The following is a 19,002-nucleotide window of genomic DNA, read 5'->3' as shown; positions in this document are numbered from 1 at the left end:
CAAAGCTAAGCGACAGCGCCGATGACTGCAACTATCTGTCGTCGGTAGTTGATTTTTTTCACGCTACGCACCTCTCTGCAGGATGATCCATGCACGGACTGTTAAGACGCCTGTTCGCTCCTCGGTGGCAGCACCCTGATCCCGAGGTGCGTCTCAAGGCACTCGACCAGCTTGACCCTCAACAACCAGAACAGCAACAAGCGCTAAAGCAATTAGCACAGGATAACGAAAGTAACATCCAGCTTGCTGCCTTGCAGGCCCTTGATGATTTAACGGGGCTTGTCAACGCGCTTCCAGAGCATCGTCAAAACGAGGCTTGGTTTAACGCGGTTTGTCAGCGTTTATGTGGCACACAGGGACACACCGCCCTGCAGCAGCGACAGGCTATTGTCGCGGAGCTAGCGGAGCCTCGGCTGCTCAACGCCATTGCGCTTCAGGGCGACAATCTAAACCTGCGACTCACCGCGTTAGAGCAGTTAACCGATGAAAGCGACCTCGTTCACCAAGCCTGCCATAACGGTGTGGCGGCAGTGCGCCATCAAGCAGCTCAGCGGATTGAAAGCGAAGAGAGTCTCAAAAAACTGTTAAAAGAAGCGCGGCGTGATCGCCAGGTCATCCGTCAGGCGCGAGAAAAGCTCACCCAGCTGCGAAATGATGCTGAGTGGCTAGCAGAACAGCAAGCACAGCGAGAGCACTTACTCAAACAGCTAGAACAGCACGCCAAAGCTCCTTGGGAGCCGCTTTACGGCGGACGCTTCCGTCATTTGGAACGAGAGTGGCAAAGCCTTTCTCACCCCCCCAGCGTGACGCAAGAGCAGCGCTTCCACCAAGCGGCGCTTAGCTGCCGAAAAACACTGCATCATCATGAGACTCAAGAACAAGCGCGCCTGCAGAGCATTGCTCAGCGTGAAGAGATTGAACGTACTCGTGACCAACTACTTGAAGGCCTTGAAGAAACGTTAGAAGGTCTGACACATGCAGAGCAGCTGACAGTTCAGGATATCGACAGCCTGCGGGCACAGCGCCAACTGCTAGGCCAGCGCTGGCAATCTCTGTCAGATCAACACCCACCTGGCGACAGCACCCAACAACGCTATAGCCAAGCACTGAAACGTTATGAAGCATGCATGGAAGCCTGGCAGCGCTGGCAAGCCGTCAGCCCAGATATAGAAACGGCCATTACCAACCAGGATAGCGCGGCCATTGCCAAGTACGTTAAGCAGTGCGCTTGGCCCAGGCATATAACGCCTCCAGAACTACTCAAACAAGCAATGGCGTTAAGAGAAGCTGACGTCTCTGCTAAGCCCACCCCTACTGCGTCTCTTAACGCGCTTAGCGCCGACGTGGATAACTTTGAGCACCTGCTAGAGCGTGGTGCTTTTAAAAGCGCCAGCCGTCTCTATCAACGGCTTAGGCCGTCCGTCGACGAGCTGTCAGGCGAAGGAGCTAAGCCACTAAAAGCGCGCGTCAAACAGCTAGGCGCACGATTAGCGGAACTACGCGATTGGCGCGGCTTTGTGGCCGGCCCTAAACGCGAGCAACTGTGCGCTAGCATCGAAGCGCTGGCTGACGATCAACACATGGCAGACGTTGCGTTAGACCGCCATCATCGCCAGCTAGTCAAAGAGTGGAAATCGCTGGGCGATGCTGCTGCGAACCGCGAACAGTCGGCACGCTTTCGCGCAGCCTCTGATCGTATTCACGAGCGTTTGGCCCCCTGGCGAGAACAGCTCAATCAAGAGCGTGATGCCAACCTCAAGGGCCGTGAAGCACTCTGCGAACAGCTTGAAACATTGCTTGATCAGCCCGCCGAGGACTCCGACCCCGATGTGCTGCGCGAGATTCGCGATAAGGCTCGCCACCAATGGCGCCACTACTCTCCGGTTCCTCGGGATCAGTCAGAAACCGTTGGCCGTCGCTTTGGAGCTATCCGTCATCGCCTTCAAGCGCTCATAGACCAGCGCGCAGAACAGATCGCTAGCCAAAAGCGCATGCTTATCGAACAAGCAAAAAGCTTACAGGATGACGCCGAGCAACCCTTAGCCGCGCGCATCACACGTACAAAGCAGCTACAGCAGCAGTGGCGAGCACTGGGCCGCGCCCCAAAAGGCGAAGAACAGGCACTATGGAAAGCCTTCCGCCATACCTGCGATCAGCTCTTTGCTCAGCGTGACGCTCACAAGCATGAGCAGGCAACACGCCAGCAACAAACACTCGATCAACTGCAAACATTGATTGACGAAATGGATAGCTGGCAACCGACCCATGCCAACGAGTCTGCCACCCTTGAGTCCTACCTAGAAAGCATTAGCCAACTTGAGCCTTTGCCTCGTAATCGACGAAGTGACGGCATGCAGCGACGCCTAAGCGGCATAGTAAGAGCCAAACGCGAGCGTTTAAGCCGCCTGGAAATTGCCCATACAGTGCAACAATGGCATACCGCGTTACCGCTGGTAAACGCGCACATCGCTGCAGATCAACAGGCGCTGGCGGGCGAAGAGCCACACGCGGTTGATGCGAAAGAGATACTGAGTGAAAGGCTTCCTGCTATTTTTACAGAGGCTCATCAGCAGCGTAATCATGCGCGGCTAACCGCCTCGATACCTCTCCCAGCCGAAAAACTTACAGAGCTGGAAGATGGGCTGGCTCGCCTAAGAGTGCACCTGTCTTTGCTAGCGCTAGGTAGCGTCAAACAGCGTGATGAACCTCTCCGGCTGGCGATTCAGGTAGAACGGCTGAATGAAGGGATAAACAACGAACGCAGCCGACCAGATGAAATTATCGACATATTAGCAGCGCTCATGGCGCTTGGCCCCATGCCTAACCAGCTGTGGCGCAAGGAAGCGGAAGAGTTTGACAATCTCTTTAGTCGTCTGGCGCGAGTACCGCATCCTTAAGCACTTCACACCCCACCAATGGCAACGGGAGGCGATTAGCCTCCCGTTAACGCTTTACCTTAATGAATAAAGCAACTTATCGTTTTGGGCGATTAGCCCATAAACTGACCGCCGTTAATATCAATATTGGCGCCAGTAATAAAACCTGACTCTTTATCTGCTAAGAACGTGACCAGACGACCAATCTCCTCCGGTGTACCGTAACGCTTCACTGGAATGGTTTCACGAATGGCTTCACGCACCTGTTCGGGAATTTTCATGATCATATCGGTGGCAATGTAGCCTGGCGATACGGTATTCACCGTAATGCCTTTGGTTGCCGTTTCTTGCGCCAGCGACATGGTCAACCCATGCATACCTGCTTTGGCAGCCGCATAGTTCACCTGCCCAAACTGGCCTTTGCGACCGTTGATAGAAGAAATATTGATGATGCGACCGTAACCCTGCTCCAGCATCATTTCAATTACACTGCGGCAGGGGTTGAAGACGCTATTAAGGTTGGTATCGATCACTTGATGCCACTGCTCATAGGACATCTTCTTCATAGTGCCATCACGAGTGATGCCAGCGCAGTTAACCAACACGCTGACAGGCCCATATTTTTCTTGGATTTCGCGAGCACCTTCTAGGCAGGCATTGTGGTCGGAAAGATCAACACCCGATAACGCGATGTTGTCATAACCGGCGGCTTGCTGAGTTTCCAGCCAGGTTTTGGCTTTCTCAGGATTATGATACCCCGCGACTACCAAATACCCCGCATCCGCCAATGAATGACAAATTGACGTTCCGATTCCACCAGTTCCACCAGTTACCCAGGCGACGGGGGCTTGATTGGCCATTGACTACCTCCCTGATATGACAAATGGCTTGGACGCTAAGCACTATTATGATGTCGAAAGCCATTCTAAATAAGCGCCGTAGCGCTTTAGCATTCACAGCACGTCGTATTGTTAGTTGAACGACGTACTGACAGTAAGCTTTTTGTTATGCCTATTGGAAGCATAGCTTTACTCTTCCAATGTTGCAGCAAGATGAAAGTCGCAACTTACCTTTAAAACGTTTTCTAGACAGGGTTGACATAGCGTAAAAAATGCGTAGAATACGCCACACGTTGATGCGGGGTGGAGCAGTCTGGTAGCTCGTCGGGCTCATAACCCGAAGGTCATCGGTTCAAATCCGGTCCCCGCTACCAAACATAGAGAAAGCCGTTACCGAAAGGTAGCGGTTTTTTTGTGTCTGAATTTTGTGAAGAAAGCTCACAAAAAAATATCGACTCAGTTCTTCACCCCCCTAGCAAGGTCATCGGTTCGCTTTTGTTTTAACATCGGCGGTCCCCGCTACCAAACATAGAGAAAGCCGTTACCGAAAGGTAGCGGTTTTTTTGTGTCTGAATTTTGTGAAGAAAGCTCACAAAAAACATCGACTCAGTTCTTCACCCCCCTAGCAAGGTCATCGGTTCGCTTTTGTTTTAACATCGCCGGTCCCCGCTACCAAACATAGAGAAAGCCGTTACCGAAAGGTAGCGGTTTTTTTGTGTCTGAATTTTGTGAAGAAAGCTCACAAAAAACATCGACTCAGTTCTTCACCCCCCTAGCAAGGTCATCGGTTCGCTTTTGTTTTAACATCGGCGGTCCCCGCTACCAAACATAGAAAAAGCCGTTACCGAAAGGTAGCGGTTTTTTGTGTCTAAATTTTGTGAAGAAAGCTCACAAAAAACATCGACTCAGTTCTTCACCACCCTAGGAAGGTCATCGGTTCGCTTTTGTTTTAACATCGGCGGTCCCCGCTACCCAACATAGAGAAAGCCGTTACCGAAAGGTAACGGCTTTTTTGTGGCTGAATTTTTTGAAGAAAGCTCACAAAAACATCGACTCAGTTCCTCACCACCCCAGGTAGTCAGAAAAGCGGCCGTTTTATTGAGACCACAATGGATATCAGGTGAGGCTTCGCACCATAACCACCAGGATCATTAACGGGCAGACCACACGGATATACCATGGCCACAGACGCCAAAATAGAGTGCGCTCGATCTCTGGAGCGCCCTGACGCAACTCCTGTAGCTTGGCGTTTCGAGACATTAGCCAGCCAACATAGAGACAGACTAAAGCGCCAATCACCGGCATGCTATTAATGGTGAGGCCGATCACCAAACCAAACAGCTGGTCAAAATTAAGCAGAATGAGCGTCGACCCTATAAACGCAGTTCCGCCAATCAGAAATGTTGAAAAACGGCGTGACAGACTGCCGGTTTCCTCCAGCGTCGATACAGGAACTTCTAGCGCAGGAAACATTGACGTCAGTGCTGCAACCGCTAACAGACCAAAAAACAGCACTTCCATCACCCCTCCCATGACGCCCAGCCGAGCAAACATCGCGGGCATCACATCGAACAGTAACGTCGCTGAGCTGGTCAACTCACCCTGCTCATTCATGATCTCAACACCAACAGCCTTGGCCACATAGAGCGACGGAATAATCAAAAGACCGGCTATGAACGCCACGCCCATATCGATAAACATCACCTGGGCACCTACTCGGGGTAAGTTCGCCTTGCGACTCAGATAAGAACCATAAACCACCATGGCACCAATACCGATGGAAAGTGAGAAGAAAGCCTGCCCCATGGCATCAAGTAACAGCTCGGTATTCACCTGTGAAAAGTCAGGCAACAGATAAACAACTAGCCCTTCCATCGCCCCGTCGAAGGTGAGAATGGTTAAAATCAACACCAGCATGGTAACGATTAGTAGAGGCATCAGACGTTTGGTCCAACGTTCGATACCGCGATTAACCCCCAGCAGCACTACAAAGACCGTTATTGCCATGGCCACTAATGCCAACCACCAATCGCGTCCGACGCTACTCTCAGCCAACCAGCTCTCCACCGTGTTCATCCCAAGCACATGTGCCACAGGCCCTAATGCTTGGCTAATTAACCATCCCGTCACAATGGCATAGAAGGTCAGGCCTAGCGTAGCCACACAGATGGCTCCCAGACCAATCAGTTGCCCCGCTCGTCGCGGCGCTCCCGTTCCTCCCAGCTGCCCCATGGCATTTATAACGCCACTTTGGGCATAACGCCCTAGAGTCAGCTCCGCCATCAACGCGGGGTAAGCGAGGACAAAAGCCATCCCGACATAGATCAATAGAAAAGCGCCACCACCGTTATTGGCGGCCATTGAGGGAAAGCTCCATACATTGCCAAGGCCCACCGCCGCACCCGCAGCAGCCATTAAAAAGCCGAAACGGCTTTTGAACTGGGCACGACCACTAGGAGCAGCTTTATTATCTGCATTTTCAGTTTGAGATTTTGTCATTGGAATTATCTCATCACGTTAAGAAATCAGCTCAAAAAGGTAGCGCCTCGAGCCGTTCGAGAATGTCGAAATGATCACAATTGGGCAGCAGACATAGTTCTGCCGCCACACCCGTTGCTAAAGCATGCTCATATAACGTCTCTCCCTGGCTACGAAAGCGAGGTGGATCAAACTCACCATGCACAAGCGTCAGCGGCGGCAGGCCATGCAAGTCATGGCAAAGAGGGCTAAGCCGTTCAGCCTGCGCGCCATCCAGCTGAAGAGGCTCATCGATATAGGTGCCTGCCAATGGGCGGAGATCATAAATACCGCTGATCAACCAAAGAGCATCAACCTCCGTCAGACGCCCATCTCCCAAGCAGCTCATGATGACCAGTTGGGCGCCGGCGCTATGGCCTCCCAGGCAGATACGGCCATTTAATCCAAGGGCACTAGCTTCGCGTTGCAAATGCCTCACCCCCTGCTGACAAGCCGCCACCATAGTCTCGATATTGACCTCTGGGGCCAGAGGGTAATCCAGTGAGGCGAAAGCCCATCCACGCGACAGCCATGGCGCAGCCATGAAATCAGTCGCCATCGCGTCCAACTGCTGCCAATAGCCACCATGCAAAAAGACCATCAACGGCCAGGGGCCCTGTTTTTCTGGGAGGAAAAGATTAAGCCCCTCCAATGCGCGGGCTCCATAAGCCAAACGCCTCGGCGGATGGCACGCCCTTAGACAAGCCCCACGCTCAGCTTGGCGAGCCAGAGTCGCCTCGAAGTCCCGTGCCCAAAGGCTCGGCGAATAGGCCCGTCCTCGTGCAGCACGATCTTCGTAGGAACTCATCTCAGGTGACCTCTGAGCGCACTTGAAAGCGGGGTTCTAAATATTCGCGCTGCTCCACCACCTCACGGAAATGGCGTGCTGCCTGCCAAACGTCTTCATAGCTGAGATAGAGAGGAGTAAAGCCAAAGCGCATTAACCCAGGTTCTCGGTAGTCACCGACCACCCCCCGAGCAATTAGCGCCTGGACGATGGCATAACCATGCTCAGGGTGAATCAACGCCACCTGACTACCGCGCTCAGCATGAGGCGGAGTAATGTCTTCGATACCCTCGACCTTAATGAGGTCGGCTAGACAGTCGCGGAACAAATCCCCCATGGCTAAGCTTTTTTGCCGCAGGGCGTTCATATCGACCTCCTGCCAAAGCCGCAGTGAGGCTTCTAGAGGGGCATAAATAAGTGCTGAGTGGGTGCCACTGCGAAATCGAGTAATGCCCTGAGCCGGCACATAGTCACCATCGAAGGCGAACGGAGCAGCGTGGCCATGCCAGCCAGAGAGTGGCTGCCAACCGCCATCCTGATGATCCCGGTGCACATAGATAAAGGCAGGCGCTCCAGGCCCTCCGTTGAGGTATTTGTAGGTGCAACCAACTGCGTAGCGGACGCCACAACCGTTCAGATCAACTGGCATGGCTCCAGCGGAGTGAGCCAGATCCCAGATGACTTCGGCGCCCTGCTTATGCACTTCAGCGGTAATCGCAGCCATATCGCGCTGACGCCCGGTGCGGTAATTGACTTGGCTCAGCACCACGGCGGCCACCTGCTCATCCACATAGTCCGACAGCGCTGCACCCTCGGGAAGAACCCGATGCTCGAAACCGGCCAGACGGCATAACCCCTGTGCGATATAGCCATCCGTCGGGAAGTTGCCACCCTCGCTTAAAATCACTGGCCGTGAACGTTTTTGAGAATCAGTGATATAGCCTAATAACTTAAATATATTAATCGAGATGTTGTCATTGACGATTACCTCTCCAGCCTGAGCACCTATCAGCGGCCCTAGTAGATCCCCTAAGCGCTCCGGCGCATCAAACCAGCCTTGGTTCCAGCCTTTAATCAGCTCATCACGCCACTGGTCCAAAGTGGCCGCCAACGCATCTCTGGCAACGACGGGTTGGGCACCTAGAGAATTACCGTCCAGGTAGATCATGCTCTCAGGAAGTGCAAAGCGGGCCTTGAAACCAGCCAAAGGGTCATGGCGATCCATTTCACGCACGTTATCAAGGGTTGGTGTCATCGTGTGCTCCAGGTCATTGAGTTGGATACCTGTTCAAAATTCTAAAAGGAATAGATGGGGAAAGGCTTGCGTAATTCATCGCAAAAGCGTCAACATGTGCAAAAATTTTGCATTAAAAAAGGGAAAAGCACATTGGAAAGCCTAGATCGCTTTGATCGACGAATTCTTCACGCTCTACAGCGTGATGCACGCCTGACCCTGACCGCTCTGGCCGAGACGGTAAACCTCTCTCCCAGCCAGTGCTCACGACGGGTAACGCGTTTGGAAGAGAGCGGCGTCATTCAGGGGCGTGATTTGCGCCTCGTTCCTGAAGCACTAGGACTTAAAGTCACCGCGTTTATTTTTCTCTCGATGGATAAAGCGCGCATGGCTTCACCTAGCGACGCTGTGGCAGAGTTATTAACAAGGGATGAAGTTATCGACTGCCACGCGATTACCGGCAACCACGACTTTATTCTCAAAGTCATGGTGGAAGATTTGAGCGAGCTATCGCGCTTTCTCTCCACCGCAGTAACCAGTCTGCCCGGGATACGTGACATTGCCACTCAGGTGGCCATGAATACCCTTAAGGTCAACGGCCCCCTCAAAGTTCTCCCCTGAAGAAGCCGTTGTGTTTTTAGTAGGCGTTGGCAATGAGTGCTAGCGGATTTCAGAGCAGAGCGAGGGTCAGCCAGGGTTGCCAGGCCAGGAGTACCAGCGCGATTAAGCTCATCGCCAAGAACGGTAACAGCGCACGAAAAATCTGCATCGGTGGCACGCCGGTCATGGAGGAACTGATAAACAGCCCCGCGCCTACCGGCGGCGTCAACAGCCCCAGCACCAGGGTCAAGGAAACCACCACGCCGAACTGGTAGGGGGTGATACCAAACTGCTGGGTGGCGATAGGTAACAGAATCGGCACTACCAGTATGAGCGCAGCGATACCGTCGATGATCATTCCCACTAATAGCAACACACCGATTACCAGCAGCATGAAAATAAAGGGATCAGCGGTCAGCGAGGCGATCCAGGCAGCGGCCATCTGCGGTAGTTGCTCATAGATGATCACCCAGCCGAAGACACCTGCGGCAGCGATCAGCATGATCACCAAGCCAGCGTTAAAAGCCGTGCGTTGGAGAATATCGGGCAAGCGCGCGAAAGTTAGGTCGCGGTAGACAAAGCGGCCGATTAACAGCGCGGCCAGGGAAGCGAGAGCCGCCGACTCGGTAGGTGTGGCTAGCCCACTGAGAATACCGCCGATGATGATCAGCGGAATCAACATCGCTGGCACTCCCATCAGCAGGTAGTGGCGCGCCTGGGCACGACTTGGCCAGTCACCTTTGGGATACTGCTTCACTAAGCCGATGACAGTGATAGCGATAAAGAACAACAGCCCCATCAACAAACCAGGCAAAATGCCAGCGACGAACATATCGGCGATGGGCACCTGGGCGATCACCCCATATAGCACGAAGAGCATTGATGGCGGAATAATTGGCGACATTAGCCCACCCGCGGCGGTAATCGCAGCGCTAAAGGGCTTGTCGTAACCCTCCTGCTCCATGGCGGGCACCATGGCCCGGGACATGATAGCGATCTGTGAAGCCGCCGAGCCAACAATGGCCGCCATCATCATGTTGGCCACCAGGTTGATGTACACCAGCCCACCACGGAAGCCACCGACAAGGATTCGCGCTAAATCGATCAGCCGCCTAGTCAGCCCCCCTTCGTTCATCAGCTCGCCTGCCAGCATAAAGAGCGGAATCGCTAGCAGGCCATAGTGTTCGATGGCACCAAATAACTGTTGTGGATAAGAAGCGAACAGCAGGGTATTGCCGGAAGCGACGATATACCAGGCAGCGGTTAACGCCAACACCAGGGCAATCGGCACCGCTCCCAGTAGCAGTAAGGTAAATACGGCAAGCGTCATGCCAGCCTCCTATTTCCAGTCAACAGCCCCTTCAGACTGTCGACCACATTAACCAGCCCGTGCAGCCCCAACGAGACCGAGAAAATCGGCAGACAGAGCCAGGACAGATATTTAGGCAGCCCAAGGGTGCTGGTTCGCTCGGAGTAGATAAAATTGAAGCTTTCCGCTTGGAAGGCACTGACATCGACCCCTACCGCCCATAACGTTAGTGGGTCATACCAGCACCAGCACAGCCATAGCATCAGCCCTGCAAAAAACAGCACCAGTGCATCTACCATGAACCGGGAAAACACCTGGAACCGGGGCGGAAGCGAATCGGTGAACAGCGTCACCGCGATGCCTTCGCGGCGCTTGAGCACTACCGAGGTGGTCAAAAAAGTCATCCATACCATGGCATGAATGGCCAGTTCATCGACCCAGTAGAGCGGGCTACCTAGCGCCCGGGTCACGATATTGAGCAGAATCAATCCGGTGACAGCTGCCGCTAGCAGCGCCGCGACAGCGACCTCGAGCCGAGCCAGTCCATGGGAGATTTGCTTGAGCATAGATGGCTCCACCCCCGGGCAGCCCCGGGGAACTTTCTAACACGTCAAGAGGAATTACTCAGCCTTCAGCTGAGCAGCCGTTTCACGCAGCTCCAATAGGACCGGAGCCTTATCAGCCCAGATACCCTCCCAGCGCTCAACAGCCTCCTGGAAGAAGCTTTGGTCAACCTCGACCACGCGGATGTCTTGCTCGCGTAGCGAGGCTTCCTGTGCTGGCTCACGCTCTAACACGCTGTCAATGACGCCGCTCAGGTGCTCTTGCATGGTGGTTCTGATCAGTTCCCGATCGGCTTCTTCAAGCTCGCGCCAGACGCGCCCAGACACCACTCCTACCATCGGGAACATCATGTGGTTGGAGATCAGCAGATACTCCGCCTGATCATAGAATTTAAGTGCCTCGATAGCCTCGAAATCCATATCGATGGCATCCACTTGACCGTTTGCCAAAGCGTCGTAAACATCCGGTAAGGGCAGCGGTGTTGGCGCTGTTCCGGCCGCTAAGTAGAAGTCACGAATCGGCTCGAAGGGGGTGATGCGCAGTCGCAGTCCCTCGAGATTCTCAGGCGACTCGATGCTATTACGGCTGAGGATTTGACGCATGCCGGACATGCCATAGCCAATGCCGACTAATCCCGTCTGGGCTGGCAGTAGTTCAAGCAGGTCGGTTGCGGTATCGGAGCGAAGCAGGCGCGCGGCATGTGCCACATCCTCTACCAGGTAGGGTGCATAGAGAGCGCCAAAGTCAGGCGCTCGGTTAGACATTTCGGCAATGGTTAGAAAGGCCATATCCAGCGATCCCGCTTGCAGCTGCTGCACCATTTGTGCCTCGTTTCCCAACTGCTGAGAAGGAAAGACGCTAACACTATGCTCACCGTCACTAGCAGCGGCCAGGTCATCGCCAAAGGCTTCGGCTGCTTGCGTCCAAAGATGGGAAGGCGGCGTAATCATGCCCAGGCGAAAATCCCGTGCCTGTGCGTTCCAGGAAGCCATGACTAGGCCAATAGCTAAGGTAGTAGAAGCGAGTTTTTTGATGTTATTCATGAGGATATCTCAGCTTTTTTATGTTATTAAAATGACGCCTGGATCTATCCCAAACGTGGCAGATGGATGCTTAAAAAGTCTAGCTGGGGCAGCTATTATTTATAAATAAATCATGTCGCCTCAGATATTTCTTTATGGAATACCTGGCGGCGTATGCGCTTTATGTATCGGCGCTAAATTCCAAAAAACTCGCGAGCATTACCGGCCAGGATTCGCGACTTATCCTCTGCCGCTAGCGTTGGGTGTTCACTCACGCCTGCTCCAATAAACTGCTCTCCCAGTGGGAAAGGAGCATCCGAACCGAGCATCACCCGATCACTGCCCATCACGTCGACTAGCAAACTCAGCGCGCCATCGTCGAAAACCGCCGAATCCACATAGAAACGCTTTACATAGCTGGAAGGCAGATTAGGGCAGTCTTCGCGTACGATGTCGCGATGGCGCCAGGCGTTGTCGGCCCGTCCCAGCAAATAAGCAAAGCCTCCACCCCCATGGGCAAAGCAGAGTTTTAGCGATGTAGGGATACGCTCGAAGGCGCCGGACAGGATCAGTGACAGAATCCCCAGCTGGGTCTCCGCCGGCATTGCCACCAGCCAGGGCAGCATCCACTTCTTCATGCGCCCATCGGTCATCATGTCCCAAGGATGCACGAGCAGCGGTATATCCTCCGCGGCACAGTGCTGCAGAAAGGTAACCAAGCCCTCCTCGTCCAGATCTTTAGGGCCGACATGGTTGCCAATCTGCACACCTAAGTGGCCATCCTTCTTGGCGCGGCTCGCTTCCCGGCAGGCAGCATCAATGTCCTGCAACGGAACCTGGGCGAGAACCTTGAGGCGATCCGGTGCCGTGGCTGTCATCTCAAGGGCTTTATCATTCATTAGCCGAGCCCAGGGCATCGCTCGACTCACCGGTTGGTCGTAGCCGAACATCACCGGCGTGGCACACATGACCTGCACGTCGAGGCCCTGTTCGTCCAGATAGGCCAGACGCTGCTCAGCATCCCAGAGGAGATCGTTGACCGGCCGGAAAGGCTTATCACCGACCATGATCTGGCCACTACGCCCCTCGGTTTTCAGCCAAGGCGCTCGCTCGGGATCAAGCTGTGCCGCTTCGGCCTTACTGATCCGCGGCATGAAATGAGAGTGAATATCAATTTTCATTGACCGTGCACCTCGCTGAGCATGCGATGCCAGGTTTCCCAGTCACGTCCGGGATGAATTTCGCCACAATTGCTGCAACGACGCTCCTCTTCGCTCGTGGCATAGAATCGCTCGTAAACCGGCGGCAAGTCCGTGACGATGCTCTCCAGCTGCATTTCGTAGCGCTTGATGAGGTTGCCACAGCGCGCGCAGGACCATTGCAGCGCGTCATGCAGCCCCTGGGGCCGAGTCTTTTCGATAACCATGCAGAGACTGCCGGGCTCTGGACGCTGGGGAGAATGAATCACATGAGGGGCCATCAGGTAGATATCCCCCTCCTTGAGATCAATTCGCTCATAGCGACCACCGTTCCAAATGTTCAGGTAGGCATTGCCCTTGAACTGGTAGAAGAACTCTTCCACCGGGTCATCGTGGAAGTCGGTTCGCTGGTTGGGGCCGCCCACCACGGTGATCATGTAATCGCTGTCTTTCCAGACCTGCTGGTTGCCTACAGGCGGGTTGAGCAGATGGGCATGTTCCTCAATCCAGCGATTGAAATTGAGCGGTGCGCTGTAGTGATGCTTATCCATGGAAGTCACCTCACTGAGTTGGTGCGTAAGCGATCGCTTTGATCTCGATACGCAGGTGGGGGTGGGGGAGCTGATGCACTGCCACCGTCGTCCGGGTCGGGCCCTGCTCGTCAAAATATTCGGCATAAACGGCGTTGTAGCTGCCAAAATCGTTCATATCGACCAGGAAGGTGCTGATCTCCACCACGTTAGCCAAGCTCGCTCCTTCGCTAGCAAGGATGTCGCGAATATTCTCAATCACTGCCCGCGTCTGAGCGCGAATATCAAGCTGAGTAGTCCCCATCTCATCGACGTCGACGCCTTCGAAACTGTTATCTGGGCGACGCGAGCTGGTACCAGAGACAAACAAAAAGTCTCCGGCGCGTTTGATATGAGGAAAAGCGCCCCGGGGTTTGGCCTTGCCCTGAACCAGGGTGGCACGGCTGGTATGCATGACATGCTCCTTGCTATTGGATTAGCGGCAGGTGAACGCGGATTCACCGAAACCGGCAACTTCTACACTGACGTGGACGCCTGGGCGCAACGCTTCAGCAGCGGTGGCGGCTCCGGCCATGATCAGGCTGCCAGCGGGCAGGCTGAGTCCCGCCTCGCTAACCAACTTGGAGGCCTCAGCCACGCTGCGCAGCGGATTACCGAGAATCGCGGCGGTGGAGCCGACCTGCGCCAGTTGACCATCCAGGCGCATCAGCACTCCGGCGTTGTCCAGGCCCGAGAGGTTCCGGGACCAGGGCCCCACCACCAAGCCAGAGGAGGAGCAGTTGTCTGCCACCACGTCTTCAAGACTAAATTTGAACGCCTCATAGCGGGAGTCGATAATCTCGATGGCCGGGGCAACTGCCTCGATATACTCGGCAGCCTCCAACAGGGTCAGCGGGCGGTCGATAGTGCGCCCCACCAAGAAGCACACTTCTGGTTCGGCGCGGGGATGGATATAGCGTGACAGCGCCACTTCGCCACCCTCCTCTTCCAGCATGGCGTCGGTAAGCCAGCCCCAAATCAGGCTGTCTACGCCCATTTGCTGCATTTTGGCGCGGCTAGTGAAGCCCAGCTTGATACCAATGCTGCGCTCGCCGTCTGCATAGCGGCGCTGCATAGAGACGCGCTGGATCTCGTAGGCCTGCGCCAGGGAAAAAGGCGAATGGGTGCTGAACTGAGCCAGCGGCTCGGCGTGGCGAGCAGCCTGATCCAGTGCCGTGGCGATGGTGGAAATATTGATGCTCATGCGGACTCTCCCTGTTTGGCCAGAAGATCCAGCGCCACGTCGACGATCATATCCTCCTGGCCGCCCACCATCTTGCGGCGGCCCAGCTCCACCAAAATATCAATCGTTTTCAAACCATAACGCTCGGCGGCAGCCTCTGCGTGGCGCAGAAAACTTGAATAAACGCCTGCATAACCTAACGCCAGAGTCTCGCGATCTACCCGCACTGGACGGTCCTGCAGCGGTCGCACTATATCGTCGGCGGCGTCTATCAAGGTGTAGAGGTCAGTGCCGTGATTCCAGCCCATGCGCTCGGCAGCGGCAATGAAGACTTCCAAGGGAGCATTGCCAGCGCCGGCCCCCATGCCTGCAAGGCTGGCGTCGACTCGGTCACAGCCTGCTTCCACTGCAGCCATAGAGTTAGCCACGCCGAGGCTCAGGTTATGATGGGCATGGATGCCTAGCTGAGTAACTGGATTGAGTACTGTTTTCATAGCGCTTACGCGATCGCGCACACCATCCATGGTCAGGGCACCGCCAGAATCCACCACGTAAATGGTCTGGGCACCGAAGGACTCCATCAGCCTCCCCTGCTCGGCCAGCCCCTCGGGGGTCTGCATGTGGCTCATCATTAAAAAGCCCACGGTGTCCATACCCAGCTTGCGGGCATGCTCGATGTGCTGGCGGGAGACATCGGCTTTAGTGCAGTGGGTGGCGATCCGTGCGCCCCGGGCACCAGCAGCATAGGCGGCGTCCAGGTCATGCACGGTGCCAATACCGGGCAACAACAGGGTAGTGATCATGGCATGCTCGACCACCTCGGCCGCTGCGGCAATCCACTCCAGGTCACTGTGGGCTCCAAAGCCATAGTTGAAGCTGGACCCCTGCAAGCCGTCACCATGGGCGACTTCAATAGAGTCCACCTTAGCCGCGTCGAGCGCTCGGGCAATGCGCTGGACATCCTCAATGCTGTACTGGTGACGTACCGCATGACTGCCATCACGCAAGGTCACATCGGAGATATAAAGTTTCTTGTTCATACTGAAGCTCCTCAGGCAGTGACGGCCAGTAAGCGGGTTTCAGCGAGGCGCTCAGCACAGCTCTTCGCAGCGGAGGTCATAATGTCCAGGTTGCCGGCATAGGCGGGTAAATAGTGGGCAGCCCCTTCGACCTCCAGAAAGATCGAGGTTTTGAGACCGTGAGTCAGGCCAAGGCCGGGTAAGTTAACCGGACACTCCACGGGCACTGACTCGAACTGCACCTGCTGTTTAAGGCGATAGCCCGGCACATAGGCTTGCACCGCAGCCACCATTGCATTGATAGAGGCTTCAATGGCGTTTCGGTCTGCCTCCTCAGAGAGTACGAAAACGCTATCGCGCATGATCAATGGAGGCTCGGCAGGATTGAGTACGATGATTGCCTTACCCTTGGCAGCACCGCCACAGGATTCGATGGCCTGGGAGGTGGTCTCGGTAAATTCATCAATATTGGCGCGGGTACCCGGGCCAGCAGACTTGCTGGAAATAGAGGCGACAATCTCGCCGTAGTGCACCCTGGCAACCTGAGCAACTGCCGCTACCATAGGGATGGTGGCCTGACCGCCACACGTGACCATATTGATATTCGGGGCGTCCAGATGCTCATCCATATTGATCGACGGGATCACATAGGGACCAATGGCCGCCGGGGTCAGGTCAATGACGTTGATACCGCGATCTTGCAGCATCTTGTTGTGGCGCTTATGAGCGCCTGCAGAAGTGGCGTCAAAGACGATTTTGATGTCGTCAACATTCTCCATCGCCAGCAAACCATCAATTCCCTCGGCAGTCGTAGGGACGCCGAAGCGCTGGGCGCGCGCCAAACCGTCTGAGGCCGGATCAATTCCCACCATGGCTCCCATTTCAAGGTACTGGCCGTGCCGCAGAATTTTAATCATCAGATCGGTGCCGATATTGCCGGAGCCAATGATGGCCACTTTGACTTTTTTGCTCATGATCTTTTCTCTCATTGTGGCTTGGCGAAAGCAGCGGGCACACCACCCAGGCCTTGTATTTCGGCGTGAAAGATATCGCCTGCTGCTGCGGGCACCATGGGGCCAAGAGCACCGGTGAGCAGAATGTCACCAGCGCGCAACGGCTCCCCGAAGCGGGCCATGGTATCGGCCAGCCATACGGCGGCATTCAAGGGATTGTCGAGACAGGCGGCACCCGCACCCACTGACACTGGCTCACCGCGCAAGGTCATCTTCATACCGCAACGCACTAAGTCGAGGGCTTCCAGCTTCACTGGACGGCTGCCGAGTACAAAGCAGCCTGATGAGGCGTTGTCGGCGATGGTGTCCTCAAGGCGGATATCCCAGTTAGCGATGCGACTCCCCACCACCTCAATGGCAGGTAAAGCGAAGGCGGTAGCCCGAATCAGATCCGCTAAGGTATGGCGCTCGTGATCCAGGTCATGCGCCAGCACCAGAGCGATCTCCGCTTCCACTTTGGGCTGAAGCACGGCACCTACTGCGATAGGCTGACCGTCACCCACCGCCATATCGGCGAAAAGCACTCCGAAATCAGGCTGATTAACCCCTAACTGCTGCTGCACGGAGCGGGAAGTAAGCCCTACCTTAAAGCCCACTTGGCGACGCCCCTGCTCCCGGGCGAGGCGAGTGTTGTGCTGTTGGACGGCGTAGGCTAAGGCCACCGGGTCCGCGGCGTTCTCCTCTACCTGGGCACGGACAATCAGCTCACGCACCGGCTTACAGGGCTGTCCCGTCGCCTGGGCTTGACTGAGGCGCTCTGCGGCCTCGATCAGGGCGGTATGCATAACAATCTCCTCGCTCACGGATTAACGCAGATGGTGGTCAGTTCGGAATAAAAATCGAGGGAGTGGCGGCCGCCCTCGCGCCCAAGACCAGAAAGCCGCGCTCCTCCGAAGGGCGTGCGTAAGTCGCGCAGGAACCAGGTATTGACCCATACCATGCCCACATGGAACTGACGGGAAACTCGGTGGGCACGGCCCAGATCCTGGGTCCAAAGCGCTGTTGCCAGGCCATAAACGGTATTGTTAACCCGCTCGATCACCTCATCCTCACGGTCGAAGGGGGCGATATGGCAGACAGGCCCAAAGACCTCCTCCTGGACACAGCGAGCATCGTCGGCTAAGCCGGTCCAGATAGTTGGCCGTACATAAGCCCCCTGATCGCGAGCATCGCCAAACGTTGGCACTTCGCCGCCAGTCACCACCGTGGCTCCCTCTTCCCGAGCTAATTCAAAATAGCTGAGCACCTTCTCGCGATGCTGGCGAGAGATCATTGACCCCATATCAACGCCGGGCTCATCCGGATAGCCGATTTTGAGCCCTTCGGCTTTCTCCTTAAGGGCGGCCACGAAACGCTCAAAAATAGGACGCTCTACATAGACTCGCTCGGAGCAGAGGCACACCTGACCGGCATTGGTGAAACTGGAGCGGGCCACGCCAGCCACCGCCGCCTCAAAATCACAGTCAGCAAAGACCACGGCGGCGTTCTTGCCGCCCAATTCGAAGGAAACGTCACGAACACCCTCGGCGGCCACCTTCATGATTTCACTGCCGGTGCGAGATTCACCGGTAAAGGTGATAGCGTCTACGTCGGGGTGTTTGGTCAAAAACTCACCGGCAGAGCCTGGACCGAAGCCGTGGATCAGGTTGAATACGCCTTCAGGCAGACCCGCGTCATGAATCACTTCGGCCAAAAGAGTAGCGGTGGAGGGAGATTCTTCAGAGGGCTTAACCACTACCGAGTTACCGCAAGCCAGGGCGGGTGCCACCTTCCAGGTAAGCAACAGCATCGGTAGGTTCCAGGGGGAGATAATCGCGACCACACCATGGGGTTTACGCACCGAGTAGCTGAACACATCACTGCCATCGGGAGCACGCATCTCGAAGTAATCGCCGCCAGACTGGCGGATAAGCTCGGCAAAGGTGCGGAAGTTGTGCACACCACGCGCGATATCCAGACGGCGAGCCTGCTCCACCGGGCGACCGGTGTCGGCCACCTCTGCGGCCACAAATTCTTCAAAACGGCGCTCGATACCCGCGGCGATACGCATCAGCACATCGGCTCGTTCACTGGCACTGGTGCGGGCCCAAGGGCCAGATTGGGCGGTTTTTGCGGCACTAACGGCGCGCCCCACCAAAGCTTCGTCGGCTTCGCAGACCTGACTCAGCAAACGGCCATCAATAGGCGAGATATTGGGGAAAGTCTGTTCGGTGGCAAGAAATTCACCGCCGACATAATTGAGAAGCTGGGGAGCTGTGGTCGACACGGTTA

At 55.4% G+C, this 19,002-nt stretch carries 17 protein-coding genes and 1 tRNA gene; 3 read left to right on the top strand and 15 right to left on the bottom strand.

Annotated features, from left to right (window positions below; translation table 11 throughout):
- The first annotated feature begins 89 nt into the window (after positions 1-89).
- Complete coding sequence (locus tag REH51_RS11270; protein WP_498935765.1) at positions 90-2,897, top strand: DUF349 domain-containing protein; 2,808 nt, start codon at positions 90-92, stop codon at positions 2,895-2,897.
- Between the two features lie 92 nt (positions 2,898-2,989).
- On the opposite strand, the gene phbB is transcribed toward REH51_RS11270, so the two are convergent.
- Complete coding sequence (gene phbB, locus REH51_RS11265; protein WP_498935763.1) at positions 2,990-3,736, bottom strand: acetoacetyl-CoA reductase; 747 nt, start codon at positions 3,734-3,736, stop codon at positions 2,990-2,992.
- A 276-nt stretch (positions 3,737-4,012) separates the two neighbouring features.
- Between phbB and REH51_RS11260 the strand changes: the two genes are divergently transcribed.
- Positions 4,013-4,089: transfer RNA gene (locus REH51_RS11260), tRNA-Met, on the top strand.
- Positions 4,090-4,831: 742 nt separating this feature from the next.
- On the opposite strand, the gene REH51_RS11255 is transcribed toward REH51_RS11260, so the two are convergent.
- The 3 genes from REH51_RS11255 to kynU are packed head-to-tail and all read right to left on the bottom strand — an operon-like array spanning position 4,832 to position 8,274.
- Positions 4,832-6,214, bottom strand: coding sequence for a sodium-dependent transporter (locus tag REH51_RS11255; RefSeq protein WP_009724066.1), 1,383 nt, complete (start codon positions 6,212-6,214; stop codon positions 4,832-4,834).
- A 31-nt stretch (positions 6,215-6,245) separates the two neighbouring features.
- Positions 6,246-7,040: an alpha/beta hydrolase gene (locus REH51_RS11250; protein WP_039869426.1), complete on the bottom strand. Its 795-nt coding sequence runs from the start codon at positions 7,038-7,040 to the stop codon at positions 6,246-6,248.
- A gap of 1 nt (position 7,041) precedes the next feature.
- Complete coding sequence (gene kynU, locus REH51_RS11245) at positions 7,042-8,274, bottom strand: kynureninase (RefSeq protein WP_009724064.1); 1,233 nt, start codon at positions 8,272-8,274, stop codon at positions 7,042-7,044.
- A 132-nt stretch (positions 8,275-8,406) separates the two neighbouring features.
- Here kynU and REH51_RS11240 point away from each other — a divergent pair, with 132 nt between their 5' ends.
- A complete protein-coding gene (locus REH51_RS11240) occupies positions 8,407-8,874 on the top strand; it encodes an Lrp/AsnC family transcriptional regulator (protein ID WP_039869502.1) in 468 nt (155 codons plus the stop codon).
- Positions 8,875-8,923: 49 nt separating this feature from the next.
- Here the strand turns inward: REH51_RS11240 and REH51_RS11235 are convergent, their stop codons facing one another.
- From REH51_RS11235 to REH51_RS11185, 11 genes are all read right to left on the bottom strand, one after another.
- Positions 8,924-10,183, bottom strand: a complete 1,260-nt coding sequence (locus tag REH51_RS11235; RefSeq protein WP_009724062.1) for a TRAP transporter large permease — start codon at positions 10,181-10,183, stop codon at positions 8,924-8,926.
- Positions 10,180-10,728 carry a TRAP transporter small permease gene (locus REH51_RS11230; protein WP_498935761.1) on the bottom strand — a complete coding sequence of 183 codons (549 nt, stop codon included), beginning with the start codon at positions 10,726-10,728 and terminating at the stop codon, positions 10,180-10,182. Before REH51_RS11230 ends, REH51_RS11235 begins: the two co-directional genes overlap by 4 nt.
- A gap of 54 nt (positions 10,729-10,782) precedes the next feature.
- Entirely contained in the window at positions 10,783-11,769 is a 987-nt protein-coding gene (locus REH51_RS11225) for a TRAP transporter substrate-binding protein (RefSeq protein ID WP_009724060.1), read from the bottom strand.
- 173 nt (positions 11,770-11,942) lie between these two features.
- Positions 11,943-12,929: an amidohydrolase family protein gene (locus REH51_RS11220; RefSeq protein ID WP_009724059.1), complete on the bottom strand. Its 987-nt coding sequence runs from the start codon at positions 12,927-12,929 to the stop codon at positions 11,943-11,945.
- On the bottom strand, positions 12,926-13,498 hold the full coding sequence (locus REH51_RS11215; RefSeq protein WP_498935759.1) for a 3-hydroxyanthranilate 3,4-dioxygenase: 573 nt from the start codon (positions 13,496-13,498) through the stop codon (positions 12,926-12,928). The genes REH51_RS11220 and REH51_RS11215 overlap by 4 nt, the downstream gene beginning before the upstream one ends.
- 10 nt (positions 13,499-13,508) lie before the next feature.
- The gene (locus tag REH51_RS11210) at positions 13,509-13,931 is read right to left on the bottom strand and encodes a RidA family protein (RefSeq protein ID WP_009724057.1); all 423 of its coding nucleotides are present in this window, start codon (positions 13,929-13,931) and stop codon (positions 13,509-13,511) included.
- A gap of 21 nt (positions 13,932-13,952) precedes the next feature.
- Positions 13,953-14,720 carry a 2-keto-4-pentenoate hydratase gene (locus tag REH51_RS11205; protein WP_009724056.1) on the bottom strand — a complete coding sequence of 256 codons (768 nt, stop codon included), beginning with the start codon at positions 14,718-14,720 and terminating at the stop codon, positions 13,953-13,955.
- Complete coding sequence (dmpG, locus tag REH51_RS11200; protein WP_498935757.1) at positions 14,717-15,739, bottom strand: 4-hydroxy-2-oxovalerate aldolase; 1,023 nt, start codon at positions 15,737-15,739, stop codon at positions 14,717-14,719. Before dmpG ends, REH51_RS11205 begins: the two co-directional genes overlap by 4 nt.
- A gap of 11 nt (positions 15,740-15,750) precedes the next feature.
- A complete protein-coding gene (locus REH51_RS11195) occupies positions 15,751-16,692 on the bottom strand; it encodes an acetaldehyde dehydrogenase (acetylating) (protein ID WP_009724054.1) in 942 nt (313 codons plus the stop codon).
- Between the two features lie 11 nt (positions 16,693-16,703).
- Positions 16,704-17,516 (bottom strand): 2-keto-4-pentenoate hydratase, encoded by an 813-nt coding sequence (locus REH51_RS11190; RefSeq protein WP_498935755.1) that lies wholly within the window; start codon positions 17,514-17,516, stop codon positions 16,704-16,706.
- Positions 17,517-17,530: 14 nt separating this feature from the next.
- The gene (locus REH51_RS11185; protein ID WP_009724052.1) at positions 17,531-18,997 is read right to left on the bottom strand and encodes a 2-hydroxymuconic semialdehyde dehydrogenase; all 1,467 of its coding nucleotides are present in this window, start codon (positions 18,995-18,997) and stop codon (positions 17,531-17,533) included.
- Positions 18,998-19,002: the final 5 nt, after the last annotated feature.

The sequence above is a fragment of the Halomonas bluephagenesis genome (genome assembly GCF_054790765.1).
This window is presented reverse-complemented; position numbering and strand designations above follow the sequence as displayed.

Coding starts and splice junctions, on each gene's coding strand:
- REH51_RS11270 (WP_498935765.1), top strand. CDS start 90: ATGCACGGACTGTTAAGACGCCTGTTCGCTCCTCGGTGGCAGCACCCT.
- phbB (WP_498935763.1), bottom strand. CDS start 3,736: ATGGCCAATCAAGCCCCCGTCGCCTGGGTAACTGGTGGAACTGGTGGA.
- REH51_RS11255 (WP_009724066.1), bottom strand. CDS start 6,214: ATGACAAAATCTCAAACTGAAAATGCAGATAATAAAGCTGCTCCTAGT.
- REH51_RS11250 (WP_039869426.1), bottom strand. CDS start 7,040: ATGAGTTCCTACGAAGATCGTGCTGCACGAGGACGGGCCTATTCGCCG.
- kynU (WP_009724064.1), bottom strand. CDS start 8,274: ATGACACCAACCCTTGATAACGTGCGTGAAATGGATCGCCATGACCCT.
- REH51_RS11235 (WP_009724062.1), bottom strand. CDS start 10,183: ATGACGCTTGCCGTATTTACCTTACTGCTACTGGGAGCGGTGCCGATT.
- REH51_RS11230 (WP_498935761.1), bottom strand. CDS start 10,728: ATGCTCAAGCAAATCTCCCATGGACTGGCTCGGCTCGAGGTCGCTGTC.
- REH51_RS11225 (WP_009724060.1), bottom strand. CDS start 11,769: ATGAATAACATCAAAAAACTCGCTTCTACTACCTTAGCTATTGGCCTA.
- REH51_RS11220 (WP_009724059.1), bottom strand. CDS start 12,929: ATGAAAATTGATATTCACTCTCATTTCATGCCGCGGATCAGTAAGGCC.
- REH51_RS11215 (WP_498935759.1), bottom strand. CDS start 13,498: ATGGATAAGCATCACTACAGCGCACCGCTCAATTTCAATCGCTGGATT.
- REH51_RS11210 (WP_009724057.1), bottom strand. CDS start 13,931: ATGCATACCAGCCGTGCCACCCTGGTTCAGGGCAAGGCCAAACCCCGG.
- REH51_RS11205 (WP_009724056.1), bottom strand. CDS start 14,720: ATGAGCATCAATATTTCCACCATCGCCACGGCACTGGATCAGGCTGCT.
- dmpG (WP_498935757.1), bottom strand. CDS start 15,739: ATGAACAAGAAACTTTATATCTCCGATGTGACCTTGCGTGATGGCAGT.
- REH51_RS11195 (WP_009724054.1), bottom strand. CDS start 16,692: ATGAGCAAAAAAGTCAAAGTGGCCATCATTGGCTCCGGCAATATCGGC.
- REH51_RS11190 (WP_498935755.1), bottom strand. CDS start 17,516: ATGCATACCGCCCTGATCGAGGCCGCAGAGCGCCTCAGTCAAGCCCAG.